The following is a 23,998-nucleotide window of genomic DNA, read 5'->3' on the forward strand; positions in this document are numbered from 1 at the left end:
ATTTGATATCTTCACCACGAAATCCCTTGTCGTGATGCATCTGCTCTGTCAGAGTCGCGGCAACTCAGCCACCTCACGAGGAGGTCGTTAACCTTGACCACCCGTCTGCAGAACTTCATCAACGGTGAGTTCGTGGACGCCAAGAGCGGCCGATACTCCGACATCATCGATCCCTGCACGGGCGAGGCTTACGTCCAGGCGCCCGTCTCGGGTCAGGAGGACATCGACGCCGCCTTCGCCGCCGCGGCCGCCGCTTTCGAGTCGTGGGGCAGGACGACCCCGGGTGAGCGGGCGAACCTGCTGCTCAAGGTCGCCGACGCCATCGACGCCAGGGCCGACGAGATCAACGAGGCCGAGTGCCGCAACACCGGCAAGCCCCGCGCCCGCATGGCCGAGGACGAGACGCCGATCGCCGCCGACCACTTCCGCTTCTTCGCGGGCGCGGCGCGCACGCTGGAGGGCCCGACGGCCGGTGAGTTCCTGGCCGAGCACACCAGCGTCATCAGGCACGAGCCGATCGGCGTGGTCGGCCAGGTGACGCCGTGGAACTACCCGATGATGATGGCGGTCTGGAAGATCGCCCCGGCGCTGGCGGCCGGCAACACGATCGTGCTCAAGCCGTCCGACACGACCCCGGTCTCCACGCTGAAGCTGGCCGAGATCCTCGGCGAGGTGCTGCCGCCCGGCGTCTTCAACGTCGTGACCGGCGACCGCGAGAGCGGCGCCCTGGTCGTCGGCCACCCGACCGCCGCCATGGTGGCGATCACCGGGTCGGTCGGCGCGGGCATGTCGGTGGCCAAGAGCGCCGCCGACGACCTCAAGCGCGTGCACCTGGAGCTCGGCGGCAAGGCGCCCGTCGTGGTCTTCGAGGACGTCAAGGACCTGCGCAGGGCCGCCGCCGACATCGCCACCGCCGGCCTCTACAACGCCGGCCAGGACTGCACGGCCGCCTGCCGGGTGCTGGTGCACGAGAGCGTGCACGACGAGTTCGTGGCCGCGCTGACCGAGGCCGCCGCCGGCACCGTCACCGGCGACCTCGACAACGCGGACGCCCTGTACGGGCCGCTCAACAACGAGAGCCAGCTCGCCAAGGTGCAGGGCTTCATCGAGCGCGTCCCCGCGCACGCCAAGGTCCTCACGGGCGGCCACCGCGTCGGCGACAAGGGCTACTTCTTCGCCCCGACGATCGTGGACGGGCTGCGCCAGGACGACGAGATGGTGCAGAACGAGGTCTTCGGCCCCGTGATCACCGTTCAGACGTTCAGCGACGAGGCCGACGCCCTGGCCAAGGCCAACGACGTCAAGTACGGCCTGAGCGGCTCGGTCTGGACCTCCGACCACGGCCGCGCCATGCGCATGTCGAACCGGCTCGACTTCGGCGTGGTCTGGGTCAACACGCACATCCCGTTCGTCTCGGAGATGCCGCACGGCGGCTTCAAGCACTCGGGTTACGGCAAGGACCTGTCGGTGTTCGGTCTGCACGACTACACCAGGGTCAAGCACGTCATGCACTACATCGGCGAATAGCGGCAAGGAACGAACCTGGAGATGACCGGGCTGAGTGCGATCGAGCTTGCGGACGTCGTCAAGGAGTACCACTCGCATGGCGAGGTCGTCCAGGCAGTCAAAGGCGTGACGCTGGGCATCGAGGAGGGGGAGTTCTTCTCCCTCCTCGGCCCCTCCGGCTGCGGCAAGACCACCACCATGAGGATGATCGCGGGCTTCGAGGCGCCCTCGAAGGGCCTGGTGAAGCTGTACGGCCAGGACGTCACGAACGTCCCGCCGAACAAGCGCGACGTCAACATGGTCTTCCAGTCCTACGCGCTCTTTCCGCACATGAGCGTCTGGGACAACGTGGCGTTCGGCCTGAAGCAGCGCAGGACGCCGAAGGCGGAGATCGACCAGCGGGTCGGCGAGATGCTGGAGATCGTCGACCTCGCCGACCGCGGCAAGCGCATGCCGCGCCAGCTCTCCGGCGGCCAGCAGCAGCGCGTGGCGCTGGCCAGGGCGCTGGTCAACCGGCCGCGCGCGCTGCTGCTCGACGAGCCGCTCGGCGCGCTCGACCTGAAGCTGCGCCAGGCCATGCAGATCGAGCTCAAGCGCATCCAGCGCGAGGTCGGCATCACGTTCGTGTACGTCACGCACGACCAGAGCGAGGCGCTGACGATGAGCGACCGCATCGCCGTCATGAACGACGGGGCGGTCGAGCAGCTCGCCGGGCCGCGCGAGATCTACGAGCGGCCCGCCACAGCCTTCGTGGCCGGCTTCATCGGCACCTCCAACCTGCTCACCGGCGTCGCGACCGGCGGCGTGCTGCAGGTCGGCGGCGGCCGGGTGCTGGTGCCCGGCGTGGACGGCGAGGTGACGGTGACCGTGCGGCCCGAGAAGATCACCATCGGCACGGAGGAGCCCGCGCAGGGGCTCAGCGCCGTGAAGGGCACCGTGGCCGAAGTGGTGTATCTCGGCACGTATAACAGCTATGCGGTGAGTCTCGCTGACGGGGCCGAGATCACCGTGTTCCAGCAGAATGTGCACGACGCCACGGCGACGGCGGAGCGGGGCGACTCCGTCTGGCTGTCGTGGCAGGCGCAGCACTCGTACGTGATTGGAAGATGACAGCACCTCATGAACCCCCTCCTCCTGCGTGGAATGACGCAGCCCCGCACCCGTCGTGACGTCTTCAGGCTGGCCGGCGCCTCCGCCGCCGGCCTCGCCCTGGCCGCCTGTGGCGTGCAGGGCCAGAAGGCGGCGCCGCCCAAGGCCGACGCCGTCGCCGACTACTGGGCGAGCCAGAAGAAGAACGGCAAGGTCGTCTTCGCCAACTGGCCCGAGTACATGCCCGAGGACAAGGGCCCGCTGGAGAAGTTCAAGCAGGACACCGGCATCGCGTACGAGTACAAGGAGGTCATCCAGGAGAACGCCGAGTTCTTCGGCAAGGCGGACCCCGTGCTGCGCGCCGGCCAGTCGCTGGGTTACGACATCGTCGTCATGACGAACGGCATCCAGCTCCAGCACATGATCGAGCTGGGCTACGTGGTGCCGCTCGACCACGCCAAACTGCCGAACTTCCAGGCCAACGCCGGGCAGAAGTACAAGGAGCGCTCCTACGACCCCGGTAACAAGTACACGGTGCCCTACACCTCGGGTGTGACGGGCATCGCGTACAACACCGAGTTCGTCAAGGAGGAGATCACCAGCATCGAGTCGCTGTTCGACCCGAAGTACAAGGGGCGGGTCGGCATGATGGCCGACGCGCAGGAGATCGCCAACTTCGGCATGATCGCGCTGGGCATCGCGCCGGAGAAGTCGACCGAGGCGGACTGGCGCAAGGCCGGCGAGAAGCTGAAGGCCCAGAGCGACGCCGGAATTGTCCGGAAATATTATGATCAGTCGTATATCGACGCGGTGTCGAAGGGCGACGTCTGGCTGACCATGGCCTGGTCGGGCGACGTGTTCCAGCGGCAGCTCGCCGGCGAGCCGGTGAAGTTCGTGGTGCCCGCCGAGGGCGGCACCATCTGGACCGACAACATGCTCATCCCCAAGGGCGCGGCCAACCCGGTGGACGCCCTCATGCTGATGGACTACCTCTACCAGCCGGCCGTGGCCGCCGAGCTGGACGAGTACATCCAGTACGTCACGCCGGTCCCCGCCGTGGAGGAGCTGCTGCGCGAGAAGGCCAAGACGGCCAAGGGCGAGGACAAGAAGGCCCTGGAGGACATGGTCAAGAGCCCGCTCATGTTCCCGTCCGAGGCCGACTACGCCAAGCTGCACAACTACACCCAGCTCACCACCCAGCAGGAGCAGGTGTTCAACCCGATCTTCCAGTCCATCACCCAGGCCTAGCGATGCGGCGGCTCACCCCCTACCTGCTCGCCCTGCCGAGCTGGATGTGGCTGGCGATCTTCCTGGTCGTGCCCATGGTCGCGATGGCGTCGGTGTCGCTGCAGACCGGCAACGCCATCGACGGCTTCGCGATGACGTTCAGCTTCTCCAACTACACCGACGCGATCGGCCGCTACAGCACCCAGCTCGTCCGGTCGCTGGTGTACGGCGGGCTCGCCACCGTGGCCATGCTGGTGATCGGCTACCCGGTGGCGTACTTCATCGCCTTCAAGGCCGGCGCGCGCAAGTCGACGTACCTGTTCCTGCTGCTGCTGCCGTTCTTCGTCTCGTTCGTGCTGCGCACGATCTCGTGGAACTTCCTGCTGTCGGACAACGGCATCCTGTTCGGCACGCTGAAGGGCTGGGGGCTGCTGCCCGACGACTTCCACGTGCTGGCCACGGGGTTCGCGGTGATCGCGGGGCTGACGTACAACTTCCTGCCGTTCATGATCCTGCCGATCTACGTGGCGCTGGAGCGGGTGGACCCGCGGGTGGTGGAGGCCGCCCAGGACCTGTACGCGACGCGGGCGGCGGCCTTCCGCCGGGTGGTGCTGCCGCTGTCGCTGCCGGGGGTGTTCGCCGGGGTGCTGATGACGTTCGTGCCGGCCACGGCCGACCCGATCAACGCCGCCGTCCTCGGCGGCACGTCCACCACGATGATCGGCAACATCATCCAGACCGAGTACCTGACGAACCTCGACTACCCGACCGCCTCGGCGCTGTCGTTCACGCTGATGGCTGTGCTGCTGGTCGGGATCTTCATCTACGCCCGCGCCCTCGGGACGGAGAACGTGCTGGAGGCGGCGGCCCGATGAGAGGCACCAGGACCGGCGACCGGCTGCTGCACGTCTACACGTGGCTGATCATCGTCTGGCTGTCGTCGCCGATCGCCGTGATGATCCTGTTCGGGTTCAACGACAAGAAGAGCAAGTCCAACACCACCTGGCAGGGCTTCACCCTGCGCTGGTACACCGAGCTGTTCGACATCTCCGACCTGACCGTCGCGCTGCGCAACTCGCTGGTGATCGCCGTGGTCAGCACGATCATCACGGTCGTGATCGGCACCATGCTGGGGCTGGCGCTCGGCAGGCACCGCTTCCGCGGCCAGGGCGCGACGAACTTCCTGGTCTTCGCCGCCATCTCCACGCCCGAGCTGGTCATGGGGGCCTCGTTGCTGTCGCTGTTCGTCTCGGGGAACGTGCCGCGCGACGCCAACACGATCATCATCTCGCACGTGCTGTTCTCGCTGTCGTTCGTGGTGGTCACGGTACGGGCGCGGGTCGTCACCCTGGACCCCTCGATGGAGGAGGCGGCCAGGGACCTGGGCGCGACGCCCTGGGGCACGTTCCGGCAGGTGACGCTGCCGGCGATCATGCCGGGCGTGCTGGCGGGCGGGATGCTCGCCTTCGCGCTGTCCATCGACGACTACGTGGTGACCAGCTTCGTCAACGGCTCGACCGTGACCTTCCCCCTGTGGATCGTCGGCGCGGTCAAGACCGGCATCCCGCCGCAGGTCAACGTCATGGGTACGCTGATCTTCTGCATCGGGGTGCTGATCGCGATCGGCAACGCGGTCGCGGCGCGCCGCCGTAGCTGAGAGCATTCTTCCGGACTCCCTTCCGCAGGTCGCGGAGGGGTTTCACCTTGGCCAAGAACAGGGAGGCGAGATCGGATTCCGGCGGGGGGAACCCGCGCGTGATCACCTATTTGGTCCCGCAATCTTCATAGAACTCAGACTTTCGTAAGGGAAGTGGGATTTGTGGATCCGCTGAAGGCGCTGGCTGACGCGGAGCGCAAGCCGTACTGGCTGGACAGCCCGGCCAGACCCGAGCCGCGGCAGCGGCTCTTCGGACACACCACCGCCGACCTGGTCGTCGTCGGCGGCGGCTTCTCAGGGCTGTGGACGGCCCTGATGGCCAAGGAACGCGACCCCTCGCTGGACGTCGTCCTGCTGGAGGGCCGCAGGATCGGCTGGGCGGCCACCGGCCGCAACGGCGGCTTCTGCATGGCGACCCTCACCCACGGCCTGGCCAACGGGCTGGAGCGGTGGCCGGAGGAGATCGACCGGCTCGAACGCATGGGCGTGGAGAACCTCGACGAGATCGAACGCACGCTGGAGCGCTACGGCGTCGACTGCTCGTTCGAGCGCACCGGCGAGCTGCACGTCGCCACCGAGGAGTGGCAGCTCGACGGGCTCAACGAACACCTCGACCTGATCTCCGACCTCGGCCTCGACTACCTGCCGCTCGACCAGGAGCAGGTGCGGGCCGAGGTGAACTCGCCGACCTACCTCGGCGGGCTCTGGGAGCGCAGCGGCTGCGCCATGCTCGACCCGGCGCGGCTGGCGTGGGGGCTGCGGGAGGCGTGCCTGCGGCTCGGCGTACGCGTCCACGAGCGCACCCCCGTCCGCTCGATGAGCGACGACGGCACGACGATGACCCTGCGCACGCCGCACGGCTCGGTCGGCGCGCGGCACGTCGCGCTGGGCACCGGCGTGTTCCCGCCGCTGCTGCGGCGGCTCAGGCACTTCGTCGTCCCGGTGTACGACTACGTGCTGATGACCGAACCCCTGACCGAGGCCCAGCTCGACGCGGTGGGCTGGCGCAACAGGCAGGGCGTCGGCGACTCGGGCAACCAGTTCCACTACTACCGGCTGACCGACGACAACCGCATCCTGTGGGGCGGCTACGACGCCGTCTACTACAACGGCGGCCTGGTCAAGCCGGAGTACGACCAGCGCGACGAGACGTTCGTCAAGCTCGCGCAGCACTTCTACGACACCTTCCCGCAGCTCGACGGCGTGCGCTTCACCCACAGGTGGGGCGGCGTGATCGACACGTGCAGCCGGTTCAGCGCCTTCTACGGGCAGGCGCACGGCGGGCGGCTCGTCTACGCCGCCGGCTACACCGGCATGGGCGTCGGAGCCACCCGCTTCGGCGCGAACGTCATGCTCGACCTGCTGTCGGGCAAGCCCACCGACCGCACCGAGCTGCGGATGGTCAAGGAGAAGCCGATCCCGTTCCCGCCCGAGCCGGTCCGGTCGGGGGTGATCCAGTTCACCCGCTGGTCGATCGCGCAGGCCGACCAGCACCAGGGCAGGCGCAACCTGTGGCTGCGCGCGCTCGACCGGATGGGGCTCGGGTTCGACTCGTAGCGCACACTTGTGCGTATGAGAGTGGAATTCGTGGCGGACAGTCTCACGCTGGCCGGCGACCTGCGGGTGCCGGACGGCGTGGGGCCGTGGCCGGGGCTGGTGTTCACGGGGCCGTTCACGGGCGTGCGCGACCAGGTCACAGGGCTGTACGCGGCCCGGCTGGCCGAGCGGGGTTACGCCACGCTCGCCTTCGACCACCGCAACTGGGGCGAGTCCGAAGGGCGGCCGCGCCGCCACGAGGACCCGCAGGGCAAGCTGCACGACCTGCGGGCCGCGGTGTCGTTCCTGCGGTCGCGGCCCGAGGTGGACCGTGAGCGGATCGGCGCGGTCGGCGTCTGCCTCGGCGGCGGGTACGCGCTGAAGTTCGCCGCCTTCGACCCCCGCGTCAAGGTGTTCGCCGGGATCGCCGGGGCCTACAACAACCCCTACGCGATGCGCGGCGCCGACCTGGCGCCCTACCTCGACGTGCTGGAGCGGCAGGACCTGGGCGGGCCCGTCGAGTACCTGCCCGCCGTCGCCGAGCACGGCGAGGCCGCGATGCCCGGCGACGAGCCCCACGCCTACTACGGGACCGAGCGCGGCGCCTCGCCGCTCTGGTCGAACGAGGTCACCAGGGCCAGCGTGCTGGAGCTGCTCACCATGGACAACATGACCGGCAGCGACTTCCTGTCGCCCAAGCCCGCGCTGATCGTGCACGGGGTGGTCGACCGGTTCTGCGCGCCCGAGGGGGCCGAGGAGGTGTTCAAGCGGCTCGACCAGCCGAAGCGGATCGTCTGGGTGGACGCCAAGCAGCACATCGACCTCTACGACCGCGAACCGTACGTGACGCAGGCCGTGGACGCCACCGTCGGCTTCCTGAGCGAGCACCTCTGAGGTGCTGGGCAAGGTGGTGCTGAAGGTCTCGCCAGGAAACCGCCTGGCGTGATGGGGCGGGCCGCCTGGCCGGGCATCATGCGTACGACCCCCGATGAGATCACGGGGGTTCGTGCGTGCGTGGGAAGTGGATGGCGTGGCTGGGGCTGGCGGTCGCGGCCGGCTGCGGAGCCGGCAGGGCGCCGGTCGTGCCCGCCGCGGTGGAGGCGCCGGTCAAGGTGGCGCGATGCGTCCTGAAATATCGTGACAACCGGGCGGCGAACGTCGCCCGGGCGCGGCTCGAACGCGACCTCGCCGCCTACGCTCGCGACCGTCCAGGACGGATCGTCTACGGCGCGCAGGACCTCGTCACCGGCGTCCGGCTGGGGCAGGGCGAGCACGAGCACGACATGATCACCGCCAGCGGGGCCAAGGTGGACATCCTCGCCGCGCTGCTGTCCCGCCGCGACTCCCGCCTCGGCCAGGGAGAACGCGACCTGGCCTCCCGCATGATCCGCGAGAGCGACAACAGCGCCGCCGACGCGCTGTGGTCGCGGGTCGGCGGCGGCGGGGCCATGAGCGACTTCTACGCCAGGATCGGGCTCAAGGAGACCACGCCCGGGCCCAGCAAGTACTGGGGCGGCACCAACACCAGCCCCGCCGACCGCATCCGCCTGCTCAAGGTGCTCATCAGGGGCGGGGCGGGACTGAGCGCCGCCGACCGGGGGATGGTGCTCGGGCTGATGGAACGGGTGCAGAAGGACCAGGCGTGGGGCGTCAGCGCCGCCGCCAGGACCGGCGACCGGGTGGCGCTCAAGAACGGGTGGACGCCCCGGCCGTTCATCCACAACACGTGGGCGGTGACCAGCTACGGGCGGGTCGTGGGGCCGGGGCGGGACCTGCTGCTGTCCGTGCAGACGGATCGGCAGCCGGGGGAGGGGACGGGCATCCAGACCATCGAGGGGATCGCCCGGATGATCGGGCACCGGCTGGACGGCCTGTCCCCGACGACCACTCGCCCCTGCCCGACGAACCCCATCGCCTGAACCCAGACCTCCGCTCGCGCCTCCGCCCGCGCCCAGCCTCCGCTCGCGCCGAGCTTGCGCCTGCGCCCGCGCCCGTGTCCGCGCCGAGCTTGCGCCCGCGCCGAGCTTGCGCCCGCGCCTGCGTCCCGCCTGCGCCTGTGCTGAGCCTCGGCCCTTGCTGAGCATGCGGCTGTGCTGAGTGCCGTTTGCGTCGAGTGGGCGGTCAGTGTGCGGCGGTGAGCACCTCCTCAGGGATCTCCTTCGGCACGCCGCGCAGCCCCACCAGCGCCAGCACCGCCACCACGGCCAGCAGGCCCGCCGTGACGAGCGAGGTCAGGTGCACGCCGTCGAGAAAGGCCGCCTGCGCCGCGCGTACGAGCTGGCCGGCCTGATCGGCGGGCAGGGTGGCGGCCACGCTCAGCGCTCCGGCCAGCGACTCCCCGGCGGCGGCCCCGCCAGGCACCCCGGCGGGCAGATCGAGCGCCGCCCGGTACGCGCTGGTCAGCACCGTGCCCAGGATGGCGATGCCGAGCGCCCCGCCCAGCTCGAACGAGGTCTCCGACACCGCGGCGGCGGCCCCCGCACGCTGCCGCGGCGCCGTGGCGAGCACGTTGTCGTTGTTGACGGTGAACGCGAACCCGACGCCCATGCCGCCTATCACCATGACGGGCAGCAGCGTCAGGTAGTTCAACTCGGTGCCGAGCGTGGCGTAGTAGAGGAACGAGCCCGCGTTCAGCGCCAGGCCGAGCGCGACCACCCCGTTCCTGCCGAGGTGGCGGATGAGCCTGGCGGCCAGCACGCCGCCCACCGCGCCGCTCAGCCCGCCGGGAAGCTGCGCCAGCCCCGCCTGCAGCGGCGACCAGCCGAGCACGAGCTGCAGGTACCAGGCGAACATCAGCATCATGGCGGACATCGCGAAGATCGCCAGCAGGTTCGTCAGGATCGAGGCGGTGAACGCCCTGCGCGCGAACAGCCGCACGTCGATGAGCGGCTCGGCCAGCCTCGTCTGCCGCCACACGAACAGCGCCAGCAGCGCGACCCCCGCCACGCCCGCCGCGACCACGTCCGCGTGCCCGACGCCCTGGTGGGCGGCCTCCTTGACCGCGTAGATGACGGTCACCACGCCGGTGAACGACAGCACCACGCTGACCAGGTCGATGCGGCCCGCGTCCGGGTTGCGCGACTCGGGCAGCACCAGGAAGCCGGTGACGACCACCACCGCCATGATCGGCACGTTGATCAGGAACACCGAGCCCCACCAGAAGTGGTCGAGCAGCAGACCGCCGACCACGGGGCCGACGGCGAAGCCCGCCGCGCTCATCCCGCTCCAGATGCCGACCGCCGCCGTCCGCTCGGCCGGCTCGGTGAACACGTTGCGGATGATCGACAGGGTCGAGGGCATGATCGTGGCGCCCGCCACGCCCAGCAGCGCCCTGGCCGCGATCAGCAGCTCAGGGGTGGGCGCGTACGCCGTCACCGCGGAGGCGGCGCCGAACGCGACGGCCCCGATCAGGAGCAGGCGTTTACGGCCGATGCGGTCGCCCAGGTTGCCCATGGTGACGAGCAGGCCGGCCAGCGCGAAGCCGTACATGTCGCTGATCCAGAGCAGCTCCGTGGAGGTCGCGCCGAGGTCGGCCACCAGGCTGGGGAGGGCCAGGTGGAGGACCGTGAGGTCGAGCGAGAGCAGCAGCGTGGCCAGGCAGGCGACGGCCAGGCAGGACCATTTGTTCTTCATGCCGCACATCGTGATCGCCGCGGCTGACGACGGACCTACCGCTCGCTGACCGCCCCACCGATCTCCGCCAGGGCGGCGTCGATGCGGGCGCGGGTGTCCTCGGTGCTGTACCACTCGTCGGGGCACACCTCCCGCGCACGCACCAGCAGCGGACGAGCCGCCCCAGGGTCGCCGGACCGCAGCTCCACCAGCCCCAGCCCCAGCCACGACCAGGCCAGGATCTCCATCGAACCGTTGCGACGCGACAGCACGGCCGCCTGCTCGTAGTCCGCCCGCGCCCCTTCCGCGTCGTCCAGCGCGAACCGCGCGTCGGCCCGCCGGCACAGCCCCTCGGCGATCTCAGTGGCCGCCCCCAGCTCCCGCGCCAGTTCGAGCGCCTCGTCGGCCAGCGTGTGCGCGCTGCGGTAGTCGCCCTGCAACTGGCGCAGCGCACCCAGCCCGGACAGCACCAGCACCATGCCCCACCGCTCCCCGATCGACCTGAACCCGGACAGGGCGGCCTCGAAGTGCTCCAGCGCCTCGTCGATCCGGCCGAGAATCTGCAGGACGAACGCGTGGCCGCAGCTCGCCAGCGCCTTCTTCCACGGGGTCAGGCCGCTGACCTTGTCCATGTAGAACTCCTGCATCGCGCCGAAGTCCGCAGGCGGCCCGGTGAACATCGACAGCAACATCATCATGAACTCCACCCGCACCGGCAGGTAGTCGATCGGCAGCAGCCGCCGCACCTCCTCCAGCCGGGTGCGCAGCGGCTCGTCCCGCCCGCCGGCCCAGGCCACGACGAGCACGCACATGCCGTACTCCTCCTCCAGGCCGGGGACACGGGTCTCGCCCAGCGCGGCGAGCAGCGCGGCGGCCAGGTTCGCGCTGGCGGTGCGGTGACCGCGCATCCACCAGTAGCAGGCGCTGTGCGCCAGCAGCCGCATGCCCAGCTCGAACTGCCCGGACGCGGTCGCCCAGCGCACGGCCGCGTCCAGGTCGCCGCTCTCCTCGTCCAGCCTGGCCAGCCACTCCAACTGCGCGGCCGTACGCAGCAGCGGGTCAGCCGTCATGATCAGGTCGAGGTAGCAGCGGGCGTGCGCGTCGCGGACCGCGTGCTCCTCGCCCGACGCCTCCAGCCGCTCCGCGCAGAACGCCCGGATCGTCTCCAGCATCCTGAACCGGCCGTCCACGAACTCCACCAGCGACTTCTCCGCCAGCGAGAACAGCACCTCCTCCGGCAGCCCGCACACCCGCTCGGCCACCTCCGGCCGCGCCCCCGCCACGAACGCGCTCAGCCGCCTGGCCATCACCTGCTCGCTCTCGTCCAGCAGGTCCCAGCTCCACGCCACGACCGCGTGCAGCGTCTGGTGGCGGGGCAGCGCCGTACGGCTGCCGCGGGTCAGCAGCCTGAACCGGTCGTCGAGCCGCGCCGCGACGTCGGCCACCGACAGCGTGCGCAGCCGCGCCGCCGCCAGCTCGATGGCCAGCGGCAGCCCGTCGAGAGCCCGGCAGATGTGCACGACGTGTGCGGCGTTGCCCCCGTCCACCACGAAACCGGGACGCACGGCGGCGGCGCGGTCGGCGAACAGCCGCACGGCCGGATAGCCGAGCGGCTCGTCCGTCTCGACGGGCGGCAGCCGCAGCGGCGGCACCGGCAGGATCGACTCGCCCGTGATGCCCAGCGCCTCCCGGCCCGTCACCAGCACGCGCAGGTCGGGGCAGTTCGCCAGCAGGTGGTCGGCCAGCTCGGCGGTGGCGGCGACCAGGTGCTCGCAGTTGTCCAGGACCAGCAGCAGCTCGCGGTCGGCCAGCGCGGTGACGAGCCTGGCCCACGGGTCCAGGGTGGGGCGCTCGTGCAGGTTCAGCGTGGCGTCGCGGATGCCCAGCGCGGCCAGCACCGCCTGCGGCACGCCGCCGGCGTCGGAGACGGGGGCCAGCGGCACGAAGCAGATGTCGCCCGGCTCCCGCTCGGCCGCCTCGCTCGCCAGCCGCGTCTTGCCCGCGCCGCCCGGGCCGATCAGCGTGACGAGCCTGCTGTCCTGCAGCCTCGCACCGACCTGCGCCAGCTCGTCGGTACGGCCCACGAAGCTGGTGAGCTGCGCCCGCAACCCCTGCCTGGACCGCTGCCCGGCCTGCCCCCGCCCCGCATCGGCCCCGGCGGGACCCGCATGCCCCGCGCCGGTCGCGTGCGACGCGCCTGGCGGAGCGGCGTGTGAGGTGCCCGGCTGGGCGGCCTGCCACGCGTCCGGCGAGGCGGCGTGCGACGTGCCAGGCGGAGCGGCCTGCGACGCGCTTGGCGGAGCAACGTGCGACGCGTCTGGTGGGGTGCCAGGTGCGGGCGAGTGTGTGGTGCCGAGCCCAGCCGGGTAGGCGGGGCCGAGGGCGGGGTCGGCTCGCAGGACGGCGAGGTGGGCGGCGGCCAGTTCGGCGCCGGGCTCGACGCCCAGCTCCTCGTCCAGCAGCTTCCTGGTCTCCTCGTAAACGCGAAGCGCCTCGGCCTGCCGCCCGCTCCCGTACAGAGCCCGCATGAGCTGCGCCCGCAGCCGCTCGCGTAACGGATACCCGGCCGCGAGCTGGCTCAGCTCGGCCACCAGCTCACGATGCCGGCCGAGGTCGAGGTCGGCCCGTACCCGGTCTTCCGTGGCGGCCAGCCGCAGCTCCTCCAGGCCGGCCGCGGCGGCCTCGGCGTGCGGGGCGTCGGCGAGGGGCGCGCCCCGCCACAGCTCCAGCGCCTCCCGCAGCAGCGCCGCCGCCCGCCGCGGGTCACCGCCGGCCAGCGCCTCCCGGCCCTCCGCGGTCAGCAGCTCGAACCTGCGCGCGTCCACGTCCCGGGGGTCGGCCACCAGCCGGTATCCGGCGGGGTGGAACTCCACCAGCTCCCTGCCCAGCGCCCGCCGCAGCCGGGACACCTGCGACTGCAGCGCGTTGGCCACGCCTTCCGGTGGGCGGGCGCCGTACATGCCGTCCACGAGCTGCTCCGCGCCGACGACGCGGCCGGCGTGCAGGGCGAGCAGCGTCAGCAGGGCGCGTACGCGGGGGCCGCCGAGCGTGACCGGCCGGCCGTCCTCGTCCAGCACGTTCGTGGGCCCGAGGATCTGGAAGCGCATGCTTCGATTATCGCGGCAAGCCGGCGACGATCTCGGCGTACGACGGGATCGTGGGGGCCTGCTCGCCGCGGGCGGAGAGTGCCGTCGCCAGCGCCGCGCCCAGCGCGGCCCGGTAGAGCAGCGATCCGGTGCTCACCCTGGCGACCCCGGCCTCGCCGAGCAGCGCCAGGCTCGGGCCGTTGGGCTGGTGGAGCACGTTGAGTGGCAGCGGGGTGCTCGCCGCGACCTTCGCGATCTCGTCGAGGTCGGTCAGCCCCGGGACGAAGACGCCGTCGGCGTGCCCGTAGGCCGCCACCCGCTCGTAGGTGCCCGCGCCGTCGCCCAGCCAGTACGTGTCGGTGCGGGCGTTGACGAACACCCCGTGTCCTTTGGCGGCCTCGATGATCCGCTGGTGCAGCTCGATGGGCCGCAGCGTGCCGTCGGGCCGGCCGTCCTCCAGGTTGACGCCCGCCACGCCGAGTGCGGCCAGGCTCGCCACCAGGTCGCCCACCTCGGCGGGGTCGTCGCTGAAGCCGCCCTCGATGTCCACTGTCACCAGGACGCCCAGGCCGCTGATCGCCTCGGCCAGCTCGATCGTCTCGGCCTTGGTGGCGCCGGCGGCGTCCGGCTTGCCGTGTACGGCGGCCACGCCGAGGCTGGTCGTGCCGATCGCGGGGAAGCCGTGCCCGGCCAGGTAGGCGGCCGAGCCGTAGTCCCAGGCGTTGGGCAGGAGCAGGGGGTCGCCGGGGCGGTGCAGGTCGTGGAAGTTCACTTGAGCAGCCCTTCCAGGACGCCCGCGGCCAGCGCGAGCGCGTGCTCGGGGGCGGGGCAGGGGCGCACGCCGTGGCCGAAGGTGAGGTGGGGGACGTGGCCGAGCGCGGGGTCGGTCGCGTCGGGGTCGCGGTTGACGGCCACCAGGTCGATGGTCACCTCGTCGCCGGTGCGGGTGTCGAGCCGGCGGGTGGCCTTGAGCGGCGGGTCCTGCCTGAGCGTCTCGCACAGCAGCAGGTCGATGTCCTGTCCGGGCGTTCCGTGCGGCGGCGGGTCGAGGTCCTGCCCGGGCGTTTCGTGCGGCGGCGGGTCGAGGTCCTGGTCGTTCGCGGCGTGCTTGAGCGCGGTCTCGATGAGGCCTTCCGTGGCGGCGTGCGCCTGGAGCAGCAGCGTGATCACGGGCACTCCGGCCAGCTTCAGCAGCTCGGCCACGGCGGCGTCGGCCTGCGGGCTCTCCTCGCCCGACAGATAGCCGGCCGCGGCGGCGGGCACAGCGCGGGTGTCGGCGACCCCGAGCGCGGCCCCCAGCACGGCCACCGGCACGCCACGCCAGTCGCCGCCCCGCTGCCTGGTCAGCGCCTCGGCGGCGGACCGCAGCGCGGCGGGGTCCAGCCCGCTCAGCAACGCGACCAGCTCGCGGCGCCGCTCGGCGTGCGCGGGGCCGGTGCTGAACCGGGAGACGCGGGCGCGCAGCCAGGCCAGCGTCCCTTCCGCGCCGTCCTGGCGTACGGGCGGCGGCACGTACCTGGGGTTGGAGAGCACCGCCTGGGCTTCGGCATGTCGGGTGATGAGCATGGGGTTCACGCTAGGACGAGGTCCTTTCGGCGGCCGTCGAAGTGTGTCAGGCGGCCAGCCGTTCCTGGGGAGCGGGGGCGGGCTCCTCGGCGGGGGCGGGCTCGCTGCGGACCGCGGCCCGGACGGGCAGGGCGGCCAGCGCCATGGCGATGAGCAGCGCCATCTCGGCCAGCACGACGCCGCGCTCCAGCATCCCGTAGTAGCCGCCGCCGTTGATCAGCGACGAGGTGAAGGAGGCGGGGTGAGCCGCCAGGTAGATCGCCAGGGTCGCTCCGGCGGCGACGCTGAGCGCGCGCACCGCGTTCCAGCCGGGCGTGGCCTTGCGGCCTCTGGCCAGGATCCAGCCGGCGACCGGCAGCGAGGTGAACACGAGGGCCGCCGACCAGCGGTGGATCTCGCCGGACACCGTCCCGATCTGCGAGGTGCCGGGGTCGGTCGGGAAGATCGCGCTCATCATCAGGCCCGCGGCCCCGGCGACCAGCAGCACGCGGGCGGGCGCGGTGCGGGCCGGGTCGGTGGTGGCCAGCCCGTACGCCAGGCACAGGCAGGCCGCCGCCAGCGCGAGCATCCCGATCAGGACGGGCACCAGCCCGCCGGACACCAGCGCGTAGTCACTGAGCAGCACCTGGGTGGGCAGCGCCACGTCCGCGTACGCGAGCGCGGCGGCGGACACCAGCGTGCCGAGCGCCGTGCCCCAGATGCCCTGCCTGGGGGTCATCGCATCACCTCGTCATAGATTCGCTCGAACCGGGCGAGAGACGCCTGGTCGTCATGGGTGAGTGCCAGCTCCCTGCTGGCCTTGCCGAGCCGGGCGCGCAGCCCGTCGTCGGCGAGGACGGTCGTCAGGTGCCGGGCCAGCGCGACCACGTCGCCCGGCTGGTAGAGGTAGCCGTTGTCGTCCACGAGGTGCGGCAGCGCCATCGCGTCGGCGGCGACCACGGGCAGCCCGGAGGCCATGGCCTCCAGCGTGGCGATGCTCTGCAGCTCGGCGACGCCCGGCATGGCGAACACGTCGGCGGCGGAGAAGGCCTGCGGCATGTTCTCGTCGGCGACGAAGCCGAGGAAGAACACCCGCTCGCTCACGCCGATGCGCCTGGCCAGCCGCTCCAGCTCCGCGCGCTGGTTGCCCTTGCCGACGAAGGCGACCTGGGCGTCGGTCTCGTTGAGCACCAGCGGCAGCGCGCGGATCACCTCGTCGAGGCGCTTCTCCTCGTCGAGGCGGCCGACGAACAGGATGGTGGGCCGGTCGGGCAGGTCGAACATCTTGCGCGCCCACGCCTTGGGCTCGGCGTGCGGGTGGAACCTGGTCAGGTCGATGCCGCAGGAGACGGGCTCGACGTCGTGCCCGAAGCCCTGGTCGGACAGCAGCTTGGCGGCCAGCGGGGTGGGCGTGGTGATGTGGTCGGCCCGGCCGAAGACGCGGCTGAAGTCGCGCCAGGCCAGCCGGCCCGCCTTCTCGCGCAGCCGCGCGGGGATGTGCGCGAACTGGAAGAGGTTGTCGGGCATGAAGTGGTTGGTGGCCACGATCGGCACGCCGGCCCGGCGGGCGGCGGCCATGGCGGCCCTGCCGACCACGAAGTGCCCCTGGGTGTGCAGGACGTCGGGCTTGATGATGGAGACGAGCCGGTCGAGCCTGGTCGGCACGGTGACGCGCATGGTCGGGTGGACCAGCAGCGGCGCGGAGCGCAGCCGGTGCACGATCACGCCGTCGCACACGTCGGCGCTGGCCGGGCCCTGGTCGGACTGGCAGATGACGTGCACCTGGTTGCCGCGCGCGGCCAGGCCGGTGGCCAGGCGGTGGGTGAAGTAGGCGGCGCCGTTCACGTCGGGCGGGTAGGTGTCGGACGAGATCAGGATCCGGCGCGGGCGCTCGGGGGCGGGGGACAGCGCGTCGGTCAGGTCGGGGACGCTGTGCAGGGGCATGGCCATCTGGATGAACTCCGGTTTCAGTGGTGGCTTGGGGAGAGCCGTGGACGTGGGGATCTCATGCGGGGTCGCGATGGGCCTCCAGCGGGCTGGTCCGCGCCAGGGCGACGGTGCCCGCGGCGGTCAGCAGGGCCGCCAGGACCGGCAGGATCCCGGTCGGCAGCGGCTCGCCGAGCAGCAGCGCGCCGAACGCCACCGCGGTCAGCGGGTCGGCGACCTGCAGCGAGGCGAAGGAGACGCCGAAGTGCCCGACGGCGTAGGCCCGCTGGAGCATCATCAGCGCCAGCAGCGCGGGGATCGGCAGCGCCAGCAGGTACCACCAGTTCCACCCGCCGTCCACCAGCACCCGCACGAGGGTGGCGGTGGCGCCGTACAGCACTCCCGAGCTGGTCGCGAGCAGCGCCGCCCGGCCCGCGGGCGAGGCCGCCCTGGAGCCGGCCCACAGCAGCACGGCCGCGATCCCGGCCACGCCCAGCAGCGTCAGCACGCCGTCCGGGCCGAGGTGGGTGGGACCGTCGGACTCGGGGACCAGCAGCACCAGGCCGATCAGCCCCGCCGCCACCACCCCTGCCGCCGTCAGCTCCTTGCTCGACGGCCTGCGGCCGTGCAGCGTGGCGGCGATGGGCAGCGCGAACAGCAGGCTGGCCACGCCCATCGGCTGCACGATCGTCAGCGGCCCGAGCCCGAGTGCGACGATGTGCAGGCCGCCACCCGCCAGGATGGACACGCCGCCCAGCAGCCAGCGCGGCCTCCGGAGCAGGGCGAGCATCCCCCGCTTGGCGGAGCCGACCGCCTCGAACTGCTGCAGCGCGGCCCCGAGCGCGAAGAACAGCGAACCGACCAAGGCGATCACCGCGGCCAGCACAGTCATGCGCACTCCTTTCAGACGGATGGTTGCCAGGCAGGGTCAAACGGACGTGTCCGCTGGAAGACGTTCCGGGGAAGCCTTGATGGCGCGACGCTTCCTGACCCATCGCACGATCTCCACCACGGCGGTGACGGACAGCGCGATGCCCAGGCCGAGCAGCAGTCCCTTGATCGGGTCGTTCTCGAACGCCATCCCGCCGAAGAAGCCGATCAGCCCGGAGTACACGGCCCACGAACCGGTGGCGATCGCGTCGAAGAAGGTGAACGCGCGCAGCGGGTGCCGTACGGCGCCCATGGTCAGCGTGGTCGCGGTGCGCCCGCCGGGGATGTACCTGGCCACGACCAGGACGAGCCCGCCCCGCTCCGCCAGCGCGCCGCGTGCCCAGACGAACGCCTTCTTGCCGCGCAGCTTGCGTGCCGACTTGCTGCCGATCAGGTAGGAGATGTGGTCACCGGCGAACGCGCCGAGCGCGGCCACCACGATGACCAGCGCCAGGTTCGTCTCGCCGGTGGCGGCGAACACCCCCGCGGTGATCACGGACGTCTCGGCGGGCACGATGGGGAAGAACCCGTCGAGCAGCGCCAGGGCGAACAGCGCGACATACAACCACGGCGACGACATCACCTGTTCGACGAGGTCGAGTATGGCGTGCGACATGAGCGTGTACTCCGATCGTTAGGGCACCCCCACAGCCTGCTGGCGTGGGACGTCCGGGAACATCGGGGATGCCCCCGGTCGAACGCGGCCCTTTCCCCGATACGGATCAGGGCCGATACCCTTTGAAGGTAGAAACCCCGCAGGTCACGGCACATCGGACGATCGGCACGCACTACCCCCTACTTTCGTCGGGGGCCGGCGTGCGATCTCCGGATGACATCTACGATCAAACCCGTTCGCGCAGGCGGAATCAGGAGTGGAGATAGGCGCATTCGTGGTGGGGCTAGCCCTACCTGGGGGGTGGACGGCGCCCCACCCTGACTTTCGTCAGGGGTGCCACCTGACGTCGGTCGGCAGCCGCATCCCCCGGCCGCCGCTAACGTCGGTGCCGTGAAGCGTTTGCGCCGGGAGAACCGCCGCGAGGTGGTCTATGACGTGCTGCTCTTCGTCGCGCTCGGCGTGTGCGTCGCCGCCATGGGGCCCGACCCGTTCAGGGATCCCGCCGGGTTCGGCACGGTGACCGTGCCGCGCTGGGGGCTGGCCGCGGTGGCCGTGCTCGTCGGCCGGCCCTACCCCCTGGCCGCGCTGGTGCTGCTGCTGCCGCTGGGGCCGTGGCGGTTCAGCGAGGGGTTCGCGACGGTGGACCTGAGCTGGCTGCTGCCCCGGCGGAACGTGAAGATCCTGCCGCTGCTGGCGACGTCGCCGTTCATCGCCTGGTACGCGTACCTGACCGGGCGGCGGATGGCCAGGGGATGGCCGGCGCTGCTGGCGTTCTGCGTGATCTCGCTGGTCGGCGTGGTGGTGGTGCTGAGCAAGGGCGGCGATCTGGCCCTGTGGGTGTCCATGACCACGGCGGTGGCGGGCACCTACCTGGTGCCGTACCTGTTCGGGGTGCTGCGCCGCAAGCTGCTGCAGCAGCGGCGGCAGGCCAGGCTGTCGGCCGAGGCGCAGGCCAGGATGCGCGAGCGGGCCAGGATCGCGCGGGAGATGCACGACTCGCTCGGCCACGACCTGGCGCTGATCGCGGTCAGGGCGGCGGGGCTGGAGCTGGCGCACGGGCTGGCCTCCGCCCAGGTCAAGGCGGCGGGGGAGCTGCGGCTCGCGGCGGCCGACGCGACCGAGCGGCTGCGCCAGATCATCGGGTTGCTGCGCGAGGACGGCGACGCGGCGCCGCTGTCCCCCGTGGGGGAGGACGTGTCGGAGCTGGTGCGCAGGGCCGCCGGCTCCGGGATGTCGATCTCGCTCGACCTGGCTCCAGGGCCGGTGCCTGGGCTGGCCGGGGCCGTGGTGCAGGAGGGGCTGACCAACGCCGCCAAGCACGCGCCGGGGGCCGAGGTGTCGGTCTCGGTGGGGCCGCACGAGGTGCTCGTCCGCAACGGGCCGCCGCGCTCACGGCCCACCGCCAGGACGGGCGGGCTGGGGCTGGCGGGGCTGCGCGAGCGCGTACGGCTGGCGGGGGGAACGCTCAGCGCCGGGCCGGCGGGCGACGGCTTCGAGCTGGTCGTGTCGCTGCCCCGCGAGGGCTAGCGGAGTGGCTCAGGCGTGGGAGACGTGCAGCCGGTGCAGCAGCCGCTTGAAGGCGATGACGGAGAACGTGATCGCCGTCCCGCTGATCACGGCCACCGCCGAGGTGCGCATGATCATGAACGCGCCGAGCGAGCCGCCGAGGTACTCGTAGACCGCCAGGAAGATGCTCAGCGTGGAGTTCATCAGCAGCACGAACGCCCACAGCAGGGTGATCCTGGCGAAGAACCTGCGCACCCGCTCGTGCTTGAGCACCGCGGACGGCAGGTGGATGTAGTCGAGCGTGAGCTTCTGCACCAGCGGCTTGTTGAGCCGCACGGAGGCGAGGAAGGCCATGCTGATGCAGATCGTGCCCATCTCGGGCTGGATGAAGAACCACATCCAGGTGCCGGTCCAGAACGCCACGATCGCCCGGATGGTGATCGCGAACGCCGCCAGGTACATCGTGGCGGGCACCTTGACCCGCTTGACGAGCCGCCACGCCACGCCCAGGTACACCCAGGCGACCGTGAGGGCCAGCGCCCACTGGAAGCCGAGGGCCACCATGGCGAGGTAGAAGACGGCGAGGGGGGCGACCACGCCTTCGAGCAGCCGGGGAGCCGCCTGCCGGGCGAGCGCGGTGAGGCGTGGGAGGGTGACCGGTGGATGGTTCAAGGCTGCTCCGCAGATAGGCCGACGATCGACGTCTACCCGGGCTTCGGGGGACCAGGCATTCCAGATGGCTCGCACGATGTCACCGATGCGGCCAGCACCGCCGCCCCGGGAAGCGCGCCGGTGGCTTACCGTACCCGAGGAGGAGTGATGAGACCGCCTCTTTTGACGCGTTCCATCTGTCTCCACGAAAACAGCGCAACCTTGAATGCGGCTTTCATCCGAGTGACGCTGTGGCGAGCTTCGCGCCGAACCCCAGGAAGACGGCCCCGACGCCGGAGGTGAGCCCGGCGCTGAGCCGGCGGTGGCGGCGGAACTGCGCGGCCAGGAAAGTGCCGCAGAAAATCAGGCCGGTCAGGTAGAGGAAGCTGAAGAGCTGGATGACCGCGCCGAGGATGACGAACGACAGCGCGGGGCTGGCGTACGACGGGTCGACGAACTGCACGAAGAACGACAGGAAGAACAGGATGGCCTTCGGGTTCAGCAGGCTGATCGTCAGCGCCTTGCGGAACGGGCGCGGGCGGGCCTCCGTCTTGACGGCGGCCACGGGGGCGGCGCCCTCCGCGCGGGCCGTGCGCCACGACCTCCAGGCGCCGCGGATCATCTGGAAGCCGATCCACGCCAGGTAGCCGGCGCCGGCGTACTTGACGATCGTGAACAGCAGCGGGTTGGCCCGCAGCAGCGAGGCGGCGCCGGCGGCGGTGAGGACCATCAGGACCGTGTCGCCGACGAAGACGCCCGCCGCGGCCCGGTAGCCCTGCCGGACGCCGTGCTGGGCGGCGTAGGACAGGACGTACAGGGAGTTCGGGCCGGGCAGGAGGATGATCAGGAAGGCGCCGATGACGTAGGCCCAGAAATCCGTGATGCCGAAGAACATGATGCCGCTTGCTCCTGGGGAAGAACTGGTGACATATCACGGTATCCGGTGGTCAGCGGTCCGGTGCGTACCAGATGCCTCCGTAGGACTGCCGGTGGCCGAGCGCCCGGTACGCCGCGTCCACCAGCGCCTGGCCCCGCGGGTTCACGCCGAGCCCCGCGCCCTGCTTGCTCATCGTGTAGCCGAACGCCAGCCGCGCCGCCGGATCGCAGAACCCGATCGAGCCGCCCATCCCCACGTGCCCGAACGCACTCTGCGACAGCAGCACGCCCTCGCTGTCGGGCTCGGGCAGGTGCCGGTTGTCCACCGACTTGACGAAGCCCAGCGCGAAGTGGGTCGGCGCGAGCAGCACCGCGTCGGCGCCCGCCGAGGCGGTCAGCGACATGAGCGCCAGGTGCTCCGCGCTCACCAGGTCGCCGCCGCCCAGCGACAGCGGCCGGTACAGGCCCGCCAGCCCCCGCGCGTTGGTGATCCCCCCGACGGCCCCGATCTCGGCGGCGTGCGCGGCCCTGCTGTCGGACTCGCCGGCGGCCATGTACCCGCCCTCGTGCGCCAGCACCGCCGCCTGCACCGACGCCGGGTCGCCGAACGCCTTGAGGTAGAACGAGGCCGGCGCCTGCGGCGGATCGGCGGGCACGGTCGGCGCGACCCGCCCCTCCTGCTCCTCGGGCAGCCCCAGCCAGAACTCCAGCCCGAGCGGCTCGGCCACCTCCTCGCGGAAGAACGTGCCGAGCGAGCGCCCGCTCACCCGCCGCACCACCTCGCCCACCAGATAGCCGAACGTGAGCGCGTGGTAGCCGTGCCTGGTCCCCGGCTCCCAGAACGGCTCCTGCTCGGCCAGCCGCCCGGCCATCAGCTTCCAGTCGTAGAAGGCGCCGGGCGGCAGCGGCTCGCGCAGCGCGGGCAGGCCCGCCTGGTGGGACAGCAGGTGCCGGACGAGGGTGCCGCCCTTGCCGCGCACGCCGTACTCGGGCCAGTAGCGGATCACCGGCGCGTCGAGGTCGAGGTCGCCGCGCGAGGCGAGCACGTGGGCGCACAGCGCCGTCGCGCCCTTCGTGCACGACCACACGTGCCCGATCGTGTCGCCCGCCCAGGGACGGCCGGGCGCCGCCTGCCCGCCCCACAGGTCGACGGCCACGTCCCCGTCGACGATCACGCACACCGAGGCGCCCAGCTCGCCGCGGTGTTCCAGGTTCGCCTCGAACTCCTCGCGCACCTGGGAGAACATGGGGTCACAAGTGCCATGCACGGTCATTTCCCGAATGCATCACGAAACCCGGCACCTGTAAACCGATGACTTTCCGCCCTTGCGCTGGTCAGAAGTGCAGACAAGGAAGGAGCACGAGATGGATCTCGGAATCGCGCTTCCCGTGACGGGCCCGCAGGCGAACCCGGAGGAGCTGGTCCGCGTCGCCCAGACGGCCGAGCGGGCCGGGCTCGGCGCCGTGTGGGCCTACGAGCGCCTGCTGCGGCCCGCCGAGCCGTGGATGCTCGGCCTGGAGCAGGTCATCCCGCTGCCCGAGGAGAGCTCCTCGGTGTACGACCCGCTGGAGACGCTCGCCTACCTCGCGGCCAGGACCAGTACGATCCGCCTCGGCACCAACGTCGTGGACGCCCTGTTCCACCCGCCCGTCGTGCTCGCCAAGCGCCTGGCCACGCTCGACCGGCTCAGCGGCGGGCGCCTGTGGGCCGGGCTGGGGCAGGGCTGGATGAAGCAGGAGTTCGAGGGGGTGGGCGTGCCTGTCAAGCGGCGCGGGGCGGGCTTCGCGGAGCACGTCGAGGCCATGCGCGCGTGCTGGGGCCCCGACCCGGTGAGCTTCTCCGGCCGCTTCTACACGATCCCGGAGTCGGGCATCGGGCCCAAGCCGGTGGGGCTGACCCTGCTCGGCGGCGCGGCGGCGCCGGTCGCGGTCGAGCGGGTGGCCGCGCTCGGCATGGGGCTGGTCACGGTGGTGTTCGACTGGGACCTGCTCGGGCAGGGCGTCGAGGCCTACCGCAAGGCCGGCGGGCAGGGCCCGCTGGTGATCCAGGTGAACGGCACGATCGGCGACAGGCCGCTGGACGAGCGCGCGCCGCTCACCGGCTCGGCCGAGCAGGTGGCGGAGGATCTGGCGCGGGCCAGGGCGCTGGGCGCCGACCACGTGTTGTGGCAGCCGATCGGCTTCGACGCGGACGGTCTGGTCGAGCGCATCGCGAAGATCATTACCTATTGACCG

Annotated in this window: 21 protein-coding genes; 10 read left to right on the forward strand and 11 right to left on the reverse strand. The window is 71.5% G+C overall.

The window, feature by feature from the left end; translation table 11 throughout:
• Positions 1–93 precede the first annotated feature (93 nt).
• The 8 genes from ABD331_RS08775 to ABD331_RS08810 all read left to right on the forward strand — a co-directional run bounded on the left by ABD331_RS08775 (position 94) and on the right by ABD331_RS08810 (position 8,934).
• On the forward strand, positions 94–1,527 hold the full coding sequence (locus ABD331_RS08775) for a gamma-aminobutyraldehyde dehydrogenase (protein ID WP_344472409.1): 1,434 nt from the start codon (positions 94–96) through the stop codon (positions 1,525–1,527).
• A 21-nt stretch (positions 1,528–1,548) separates the two neighbouring features.
• Positions 1,549–2,616 (forward strand): ABC transporter ATP-binding protein, encoded by a 1,068-nt coding sequence (locus ABD331_RS08780; RefSeq protein WP_344472411.1) that lies wholly within the window; start codon positions 1,549–1,551, stop codon positions 2,614–2,616.
• A 9-nt stretch (positions 2,617–2,625) separates the two neighbouring features.
• Entirely contained in the window at positions 2,626–3,843 is a 1,218-nt protein-coding gene (locus tag ABD331_RS08785; RefSeq protein ID WP_344472413.1) for a polyamine ABC transporter substrate-binding protein, read from the forward strand.
• A 2-nt stretch (positions 3,844–3,845) separates the two neighbouring features.
• On the forward strand, positions 3,846–4,697 hold the full coding sequence (locus ABD331_RS08790) for an ABC transporter permease (RefSeq protein ID WP_148435169.1): 852 nt from the start codon (positions 3,846–3,848) through the stop codon (positions 4,695–4,697).
• Positions 4,694–5,479 (forward strand): ABC transporter permease, encoded by a 786-nt coding sequence (locus ABD331_RS08795; RefSeq protein WP_344472415.1) that lies wholly within the window; start codon positions 4,694–4,696, stop codon positions 5,477–5,479. The genes ABD331_RS08790 and ABD331_RS08795 overlap by 4 nt, the downstream gene beginning before the upstream one ends.
• 162 nt (positions 5,480–5,641) lie before the next feature.
• Positions 5,642–7,036 carry an NAD(P)/FAD-dependent oxidoreductase gene (locus ABD331_RS08800; RefSeq protein WP_344472417.1) on the forward strand — a complete coding sequence of 465 codons (1,395 nt, stop codon included), beginning with the start codon at positions 5,642–5,644 and terminating at the stop codon, positions 7,034–7,036.
• A 15-nt stretch (positions 7,037–7,051) separates the two neighbouring features.
• Positions 7,052–7,909, forward strand: a complete 858-nt coding sequence (locus ABD331_RS08805; protein ID WP_344472419.1) for an alpha/beta hydrolase — start codon at positions 7,052–7,054, stop codon at positions 7,907–7,909.
• 116 nt (positions 7,910–8,025) lie between these two features.
• Positions 8,026–8,934: a serine hydrolase gene (locus ABD331_RS08810; protein WP_344472421.1), complete on the forward strand. Its 909-nt coding sequence runs from the start codon at positions 8,026–8,028 to the stop codon at positions 8,932–8,934.
• A gap of 202 nt (positions 8,935–9,136) precedes the next feature.
• Here the strand turns inward: ABD331_RS08810 and ABD331_RS08815 are convergent, their stop codons facing one another.
• From ABD331_RS08815 to ABD331_RS08850, 8 genes are read right to left on the reverse strand one after another with little or no spacing between them, the layout of a single operon-like run.
• Positions 9,137–10,648 (reverse strand): DHA2 family efflux MFS transporter permease subunit, encoded by a 1,512-nt coding sequence (locus ABD331_RS08815; RefSeq protein WP_344472423.1) that lies wholly within the window; start codon positions 10,646–10,648, stop codon positions 9,137–9,139.
• 35 nt (positions 10,649–10,683) lie between these two features.
• Positions 10,684–13,734: an AfsR/SARP family transcriptional regulator gene (locus ABD331_RS08820; protein WP_344472424.1), complete on the reverse strand. Its 3,051-nt coding sequence runs from the start codon at positions 13,732–13,734 to the stop codon at positions 10,684–10,686.
• A gap of 7 nt (positions 13,735–13,741) precedes the next feature.
• Entirely contained in the window at positions 13,742–14,485 is a 744-nt protein-coding gene (locus ABD331_RS08825) for an isocitrate lyase/PEP mutase family protein (RefSeq protein ID WP_344472425.1), read from the reverse strand.
• On the reverse strand, positions 14,482–15,279 hold the full coding sequence (locus ABD331_RS08830) for a hypothetical protein (protein ID WP_344472426.1): 798 nt from the start codon (positions 15,277–15,279) through the stop codon (positions 14,482–14,484). The genes ABD331_RS08825 and ABD331_RS08830 overlap by 4 nt, the downstream gene beginning before the upstream one ends.
• A 46-nt stretch (positions 15,280–15,325) precedes the next feature.
• On the reverse strand, positions 15,326–15,997 hold the full coding sequence (locus ABD331_RS08835) for a DUF998 domain-containing protein (RefSeq protein ID WP_344472428.1): 672 nt from the start codon (positions 15,995–15,997) through the stop codon (positions 15,326–15,328).
• Positions 15,994–17,208, reverse strand: a complete 1,215-nt coding sequence (locus tag ABD331_RS08840; RefSeq protein ID WP_344472430.1) for a glycosyltransferase — start codon at positions 17,206–17,208, stop codon at positions 15,994–15,996. The genes ABD331_RS08835 and ABD331_RS08840 overlap by 4 nt, the downstream gene beginning before the upstream one ends.
• A 55-nt stretch (positions 17,209–17,263) precedes the next feature.
• Positions 17,264–18,076 carry a DMT family transporter gene (locus ABD331_RS08845; protein ID WP_344472432.1) on the reverse strand — a complete coding sequence of 271 codons (813 nt, stop codon included), beginning with the start codon at positions 18,074–18,076 and terminating at the stop codon, positions 17,264–17,266.
• A gap of 36 nt (positions 18,077–18,112) precedes the next feature.
• A complete protein-coding gene (locus ABD331_RS08850) occupies positions 18,113–18,730 on the reverse strand; it encodes a DedA family protein (RefSeq protein WP_344472434.1) in 618 nt (205 codons plus the stop codon).
• A 390-nt stretch (positions 18,731–19,120) separates the two neighbouring features.
• Between ABD331_RS08850 and ABD331_RS08855 the strand changes: the two genes are divergently transcribed.
• A complete protein-coding gene (locus tag ABD331_RS08855) occupies positions 19,121–20,257 on the forward strand; it encodes a sensor histidine kinase (protein ID WP_344472435.1) in 1,137 nt (378 codons plus the stop codon).
• A 9-nt stretch (positions 20,258–20,266) separates the two neighbouring features.
• Here ABD331_RS08855 and ABD331_RS08860 read toward each other — a convergent pair whose 3' ends face one another.
• From ABD331_RS08860 to ABD331_RS08870, 3 genes are all read right to left on the reverse strand, one after another.
• Positions 20,267–20,908: a VC0807 family protein gene (locus ABD331_RS08860; RefSeq protein WP_148435181.1), complete on the reverse strand. Its 642-nt coding sequence runs from the start codon at positions 20,906–20,908 to the stop codon at positions 20,267–20,269.
• Positions 20,909–21,122: 214 nt separating this feature from the next.
• Positions 21,123–21,782: a leucine efflux protein LeuE gene (gene leuE / locus ABD331_RS08865; RefSeq protein WP_344472438.1), complete on the reverse strand. Its 660-nt coding sequence runs from the start codon at positions 21,780–21,782 to the stop codon at positions 21,123–21,125.
• A gap of 52 nt (positions 21,783–21,834) precedes the next feature.
• On the reverse strand, positions 21,835–23,010 hold the full coding sequence (locus tag ABD331_RS08870; protein WP_344472440.1) for a serine hydrolase domain-containing protein: 1,176 nt from the start codon (positions 23,008–23,010) through the stop codon (positions 21,835–21,837).
• A gap of 118 nt (positions 23,011–23,128) precedes the next feature.
• On the opposite strand from ABD331_RS08870, the gene ABD331_RS08875 reads away from it, so the two are divergent.
• Positions 23,129–23,995, forward strand: coding sequence for a TIGR03619 family F420-dependent LLM class oxidoreductase (locus ABD331_RS08875; RefSeq protein ID WP_344472442.1), 867 nt, complete (start codon positions 23,129–23,131; stop codon positions 23,993–23,995).
• Positions 23,996–23,998: the final 3 nt, after the last annotated feature.

The sequence above is a fragment of the Nonomuraea monospora genome (assembly GCF_039531895.1).
Classification (GTDB): domain Bacteria; phylum Actinomycetota; class Actinomycetes; order Streptosporangiales; family Streptosporangiaceae; genus Nonomuraea; species Nonomuraea monospora.

Bases quoted from the DNA above. Each gene is read 5' to 3' on its own strand.
- ABD331_RS08875 (WP_344472442.1), top strand. From the start codon at position 23,129: ATGGATCTCGGAATCGCGCTTCCCGTGACGGGCCCGCAGGCGAACCCG.
- ABD331_RS08820 (WP_344472424.1), bottom strand. From the start codon at position 13,734: ATGCGCTTCCAGATCCTCGGGCCCACGAACGTGCTGGACGAGGACGGC.
- ABD331_RS08785 (WP_344472413.1), top strand. From the start codon at position 2,626: ATGAACCCCCTCCTCCTGCGTGGAATGACGCAGCCCCGCACCCGTCGT.
- ABD331_RS08835 (WP_344472428.1), bottom strand. From the start codon at position 15,997: ATGACCCCCAGGCAGGGCATCTGGGGCACGGCGCTCGGCACGCTGGTG.
- ABD331_RS08840 (WP_344472430.1), bottom strand. From the start codon at position 17,208: ATGGCCATGCCCCTGCACAGCGTCCCCGACCTGACCGACGCGCTGTCC.
- ABD331_RS08780 (WP_344472411.1), top strand. From the start codon at position 1,549: ATGACCGGGCTGAGTGCGATCGAGCTTGCGGACGTCGTCAAGGAGTAC.
- ABD331_RS08845 (WP_344472432.1), bottom strand. From the start codon at position 18,076: ATGACTGTGCTGGCCGCGGTGATCGCCTTGGTCGGTTCGCTGTTCTTC.
- ABD331_RS08805 (WP_344472419.1), top strand. From the start codon at position 7,052: ATGAGAGTGGAATTCGTGGCGGACAGTCTCACGCTGGCCGGCGACCTG.
- leuE (WP_344472438.1), bottom strand. From the start codon at position 21,782: ATGTTCTTCGGCATCACGGATTTCTGGGCCTACGTCATCGGCGCCTTC.
- ABD331_RS08795 (WP_344472415.1), top strand. From the start codon at position 4,694: ATGAGAGGCACCAGGACCGGCGACCGGCTGCTGCACGTCTACACGTGG.
- ABD331_RS08870 (WP_344472440.1), bottom strand. From the start codon at position 23,010: ATGTTCTCCCAGGTGCGCGAGGAGTTCGAGGCGAACCTGGAACACCGC.
- ABD331_RS08850 (WP_344472434.1), bottom strand. From the start codon at position 18,730: ATGTCGCACGCCATACTCGACCTCGTCGAACAGGTGATGTCGTCGCCG.
- ABD331_RS08815 (WP_344472423.1), bottom strand. From the start codon at position 10,648: ATGAAGAACAAATGGTCCTGCCTGGCCGTCGCCTGCCTGGCCACGCTG.
- ABD331_RS08790 (WP_148435169.1), top strand. From the start codon at position 3,846: ATGCGGCGGCTCACCCCCTACCTGCTCGCCCTGCCGAGCTGGATGTGG.
- ABD331_RS08830 (WP_344472426.1), bottom strand. From the start codon at position 15,279: ATGCTCATCACCCGACATGCCGAAGCCCAGGCGGTGCTCTCCAACCCC.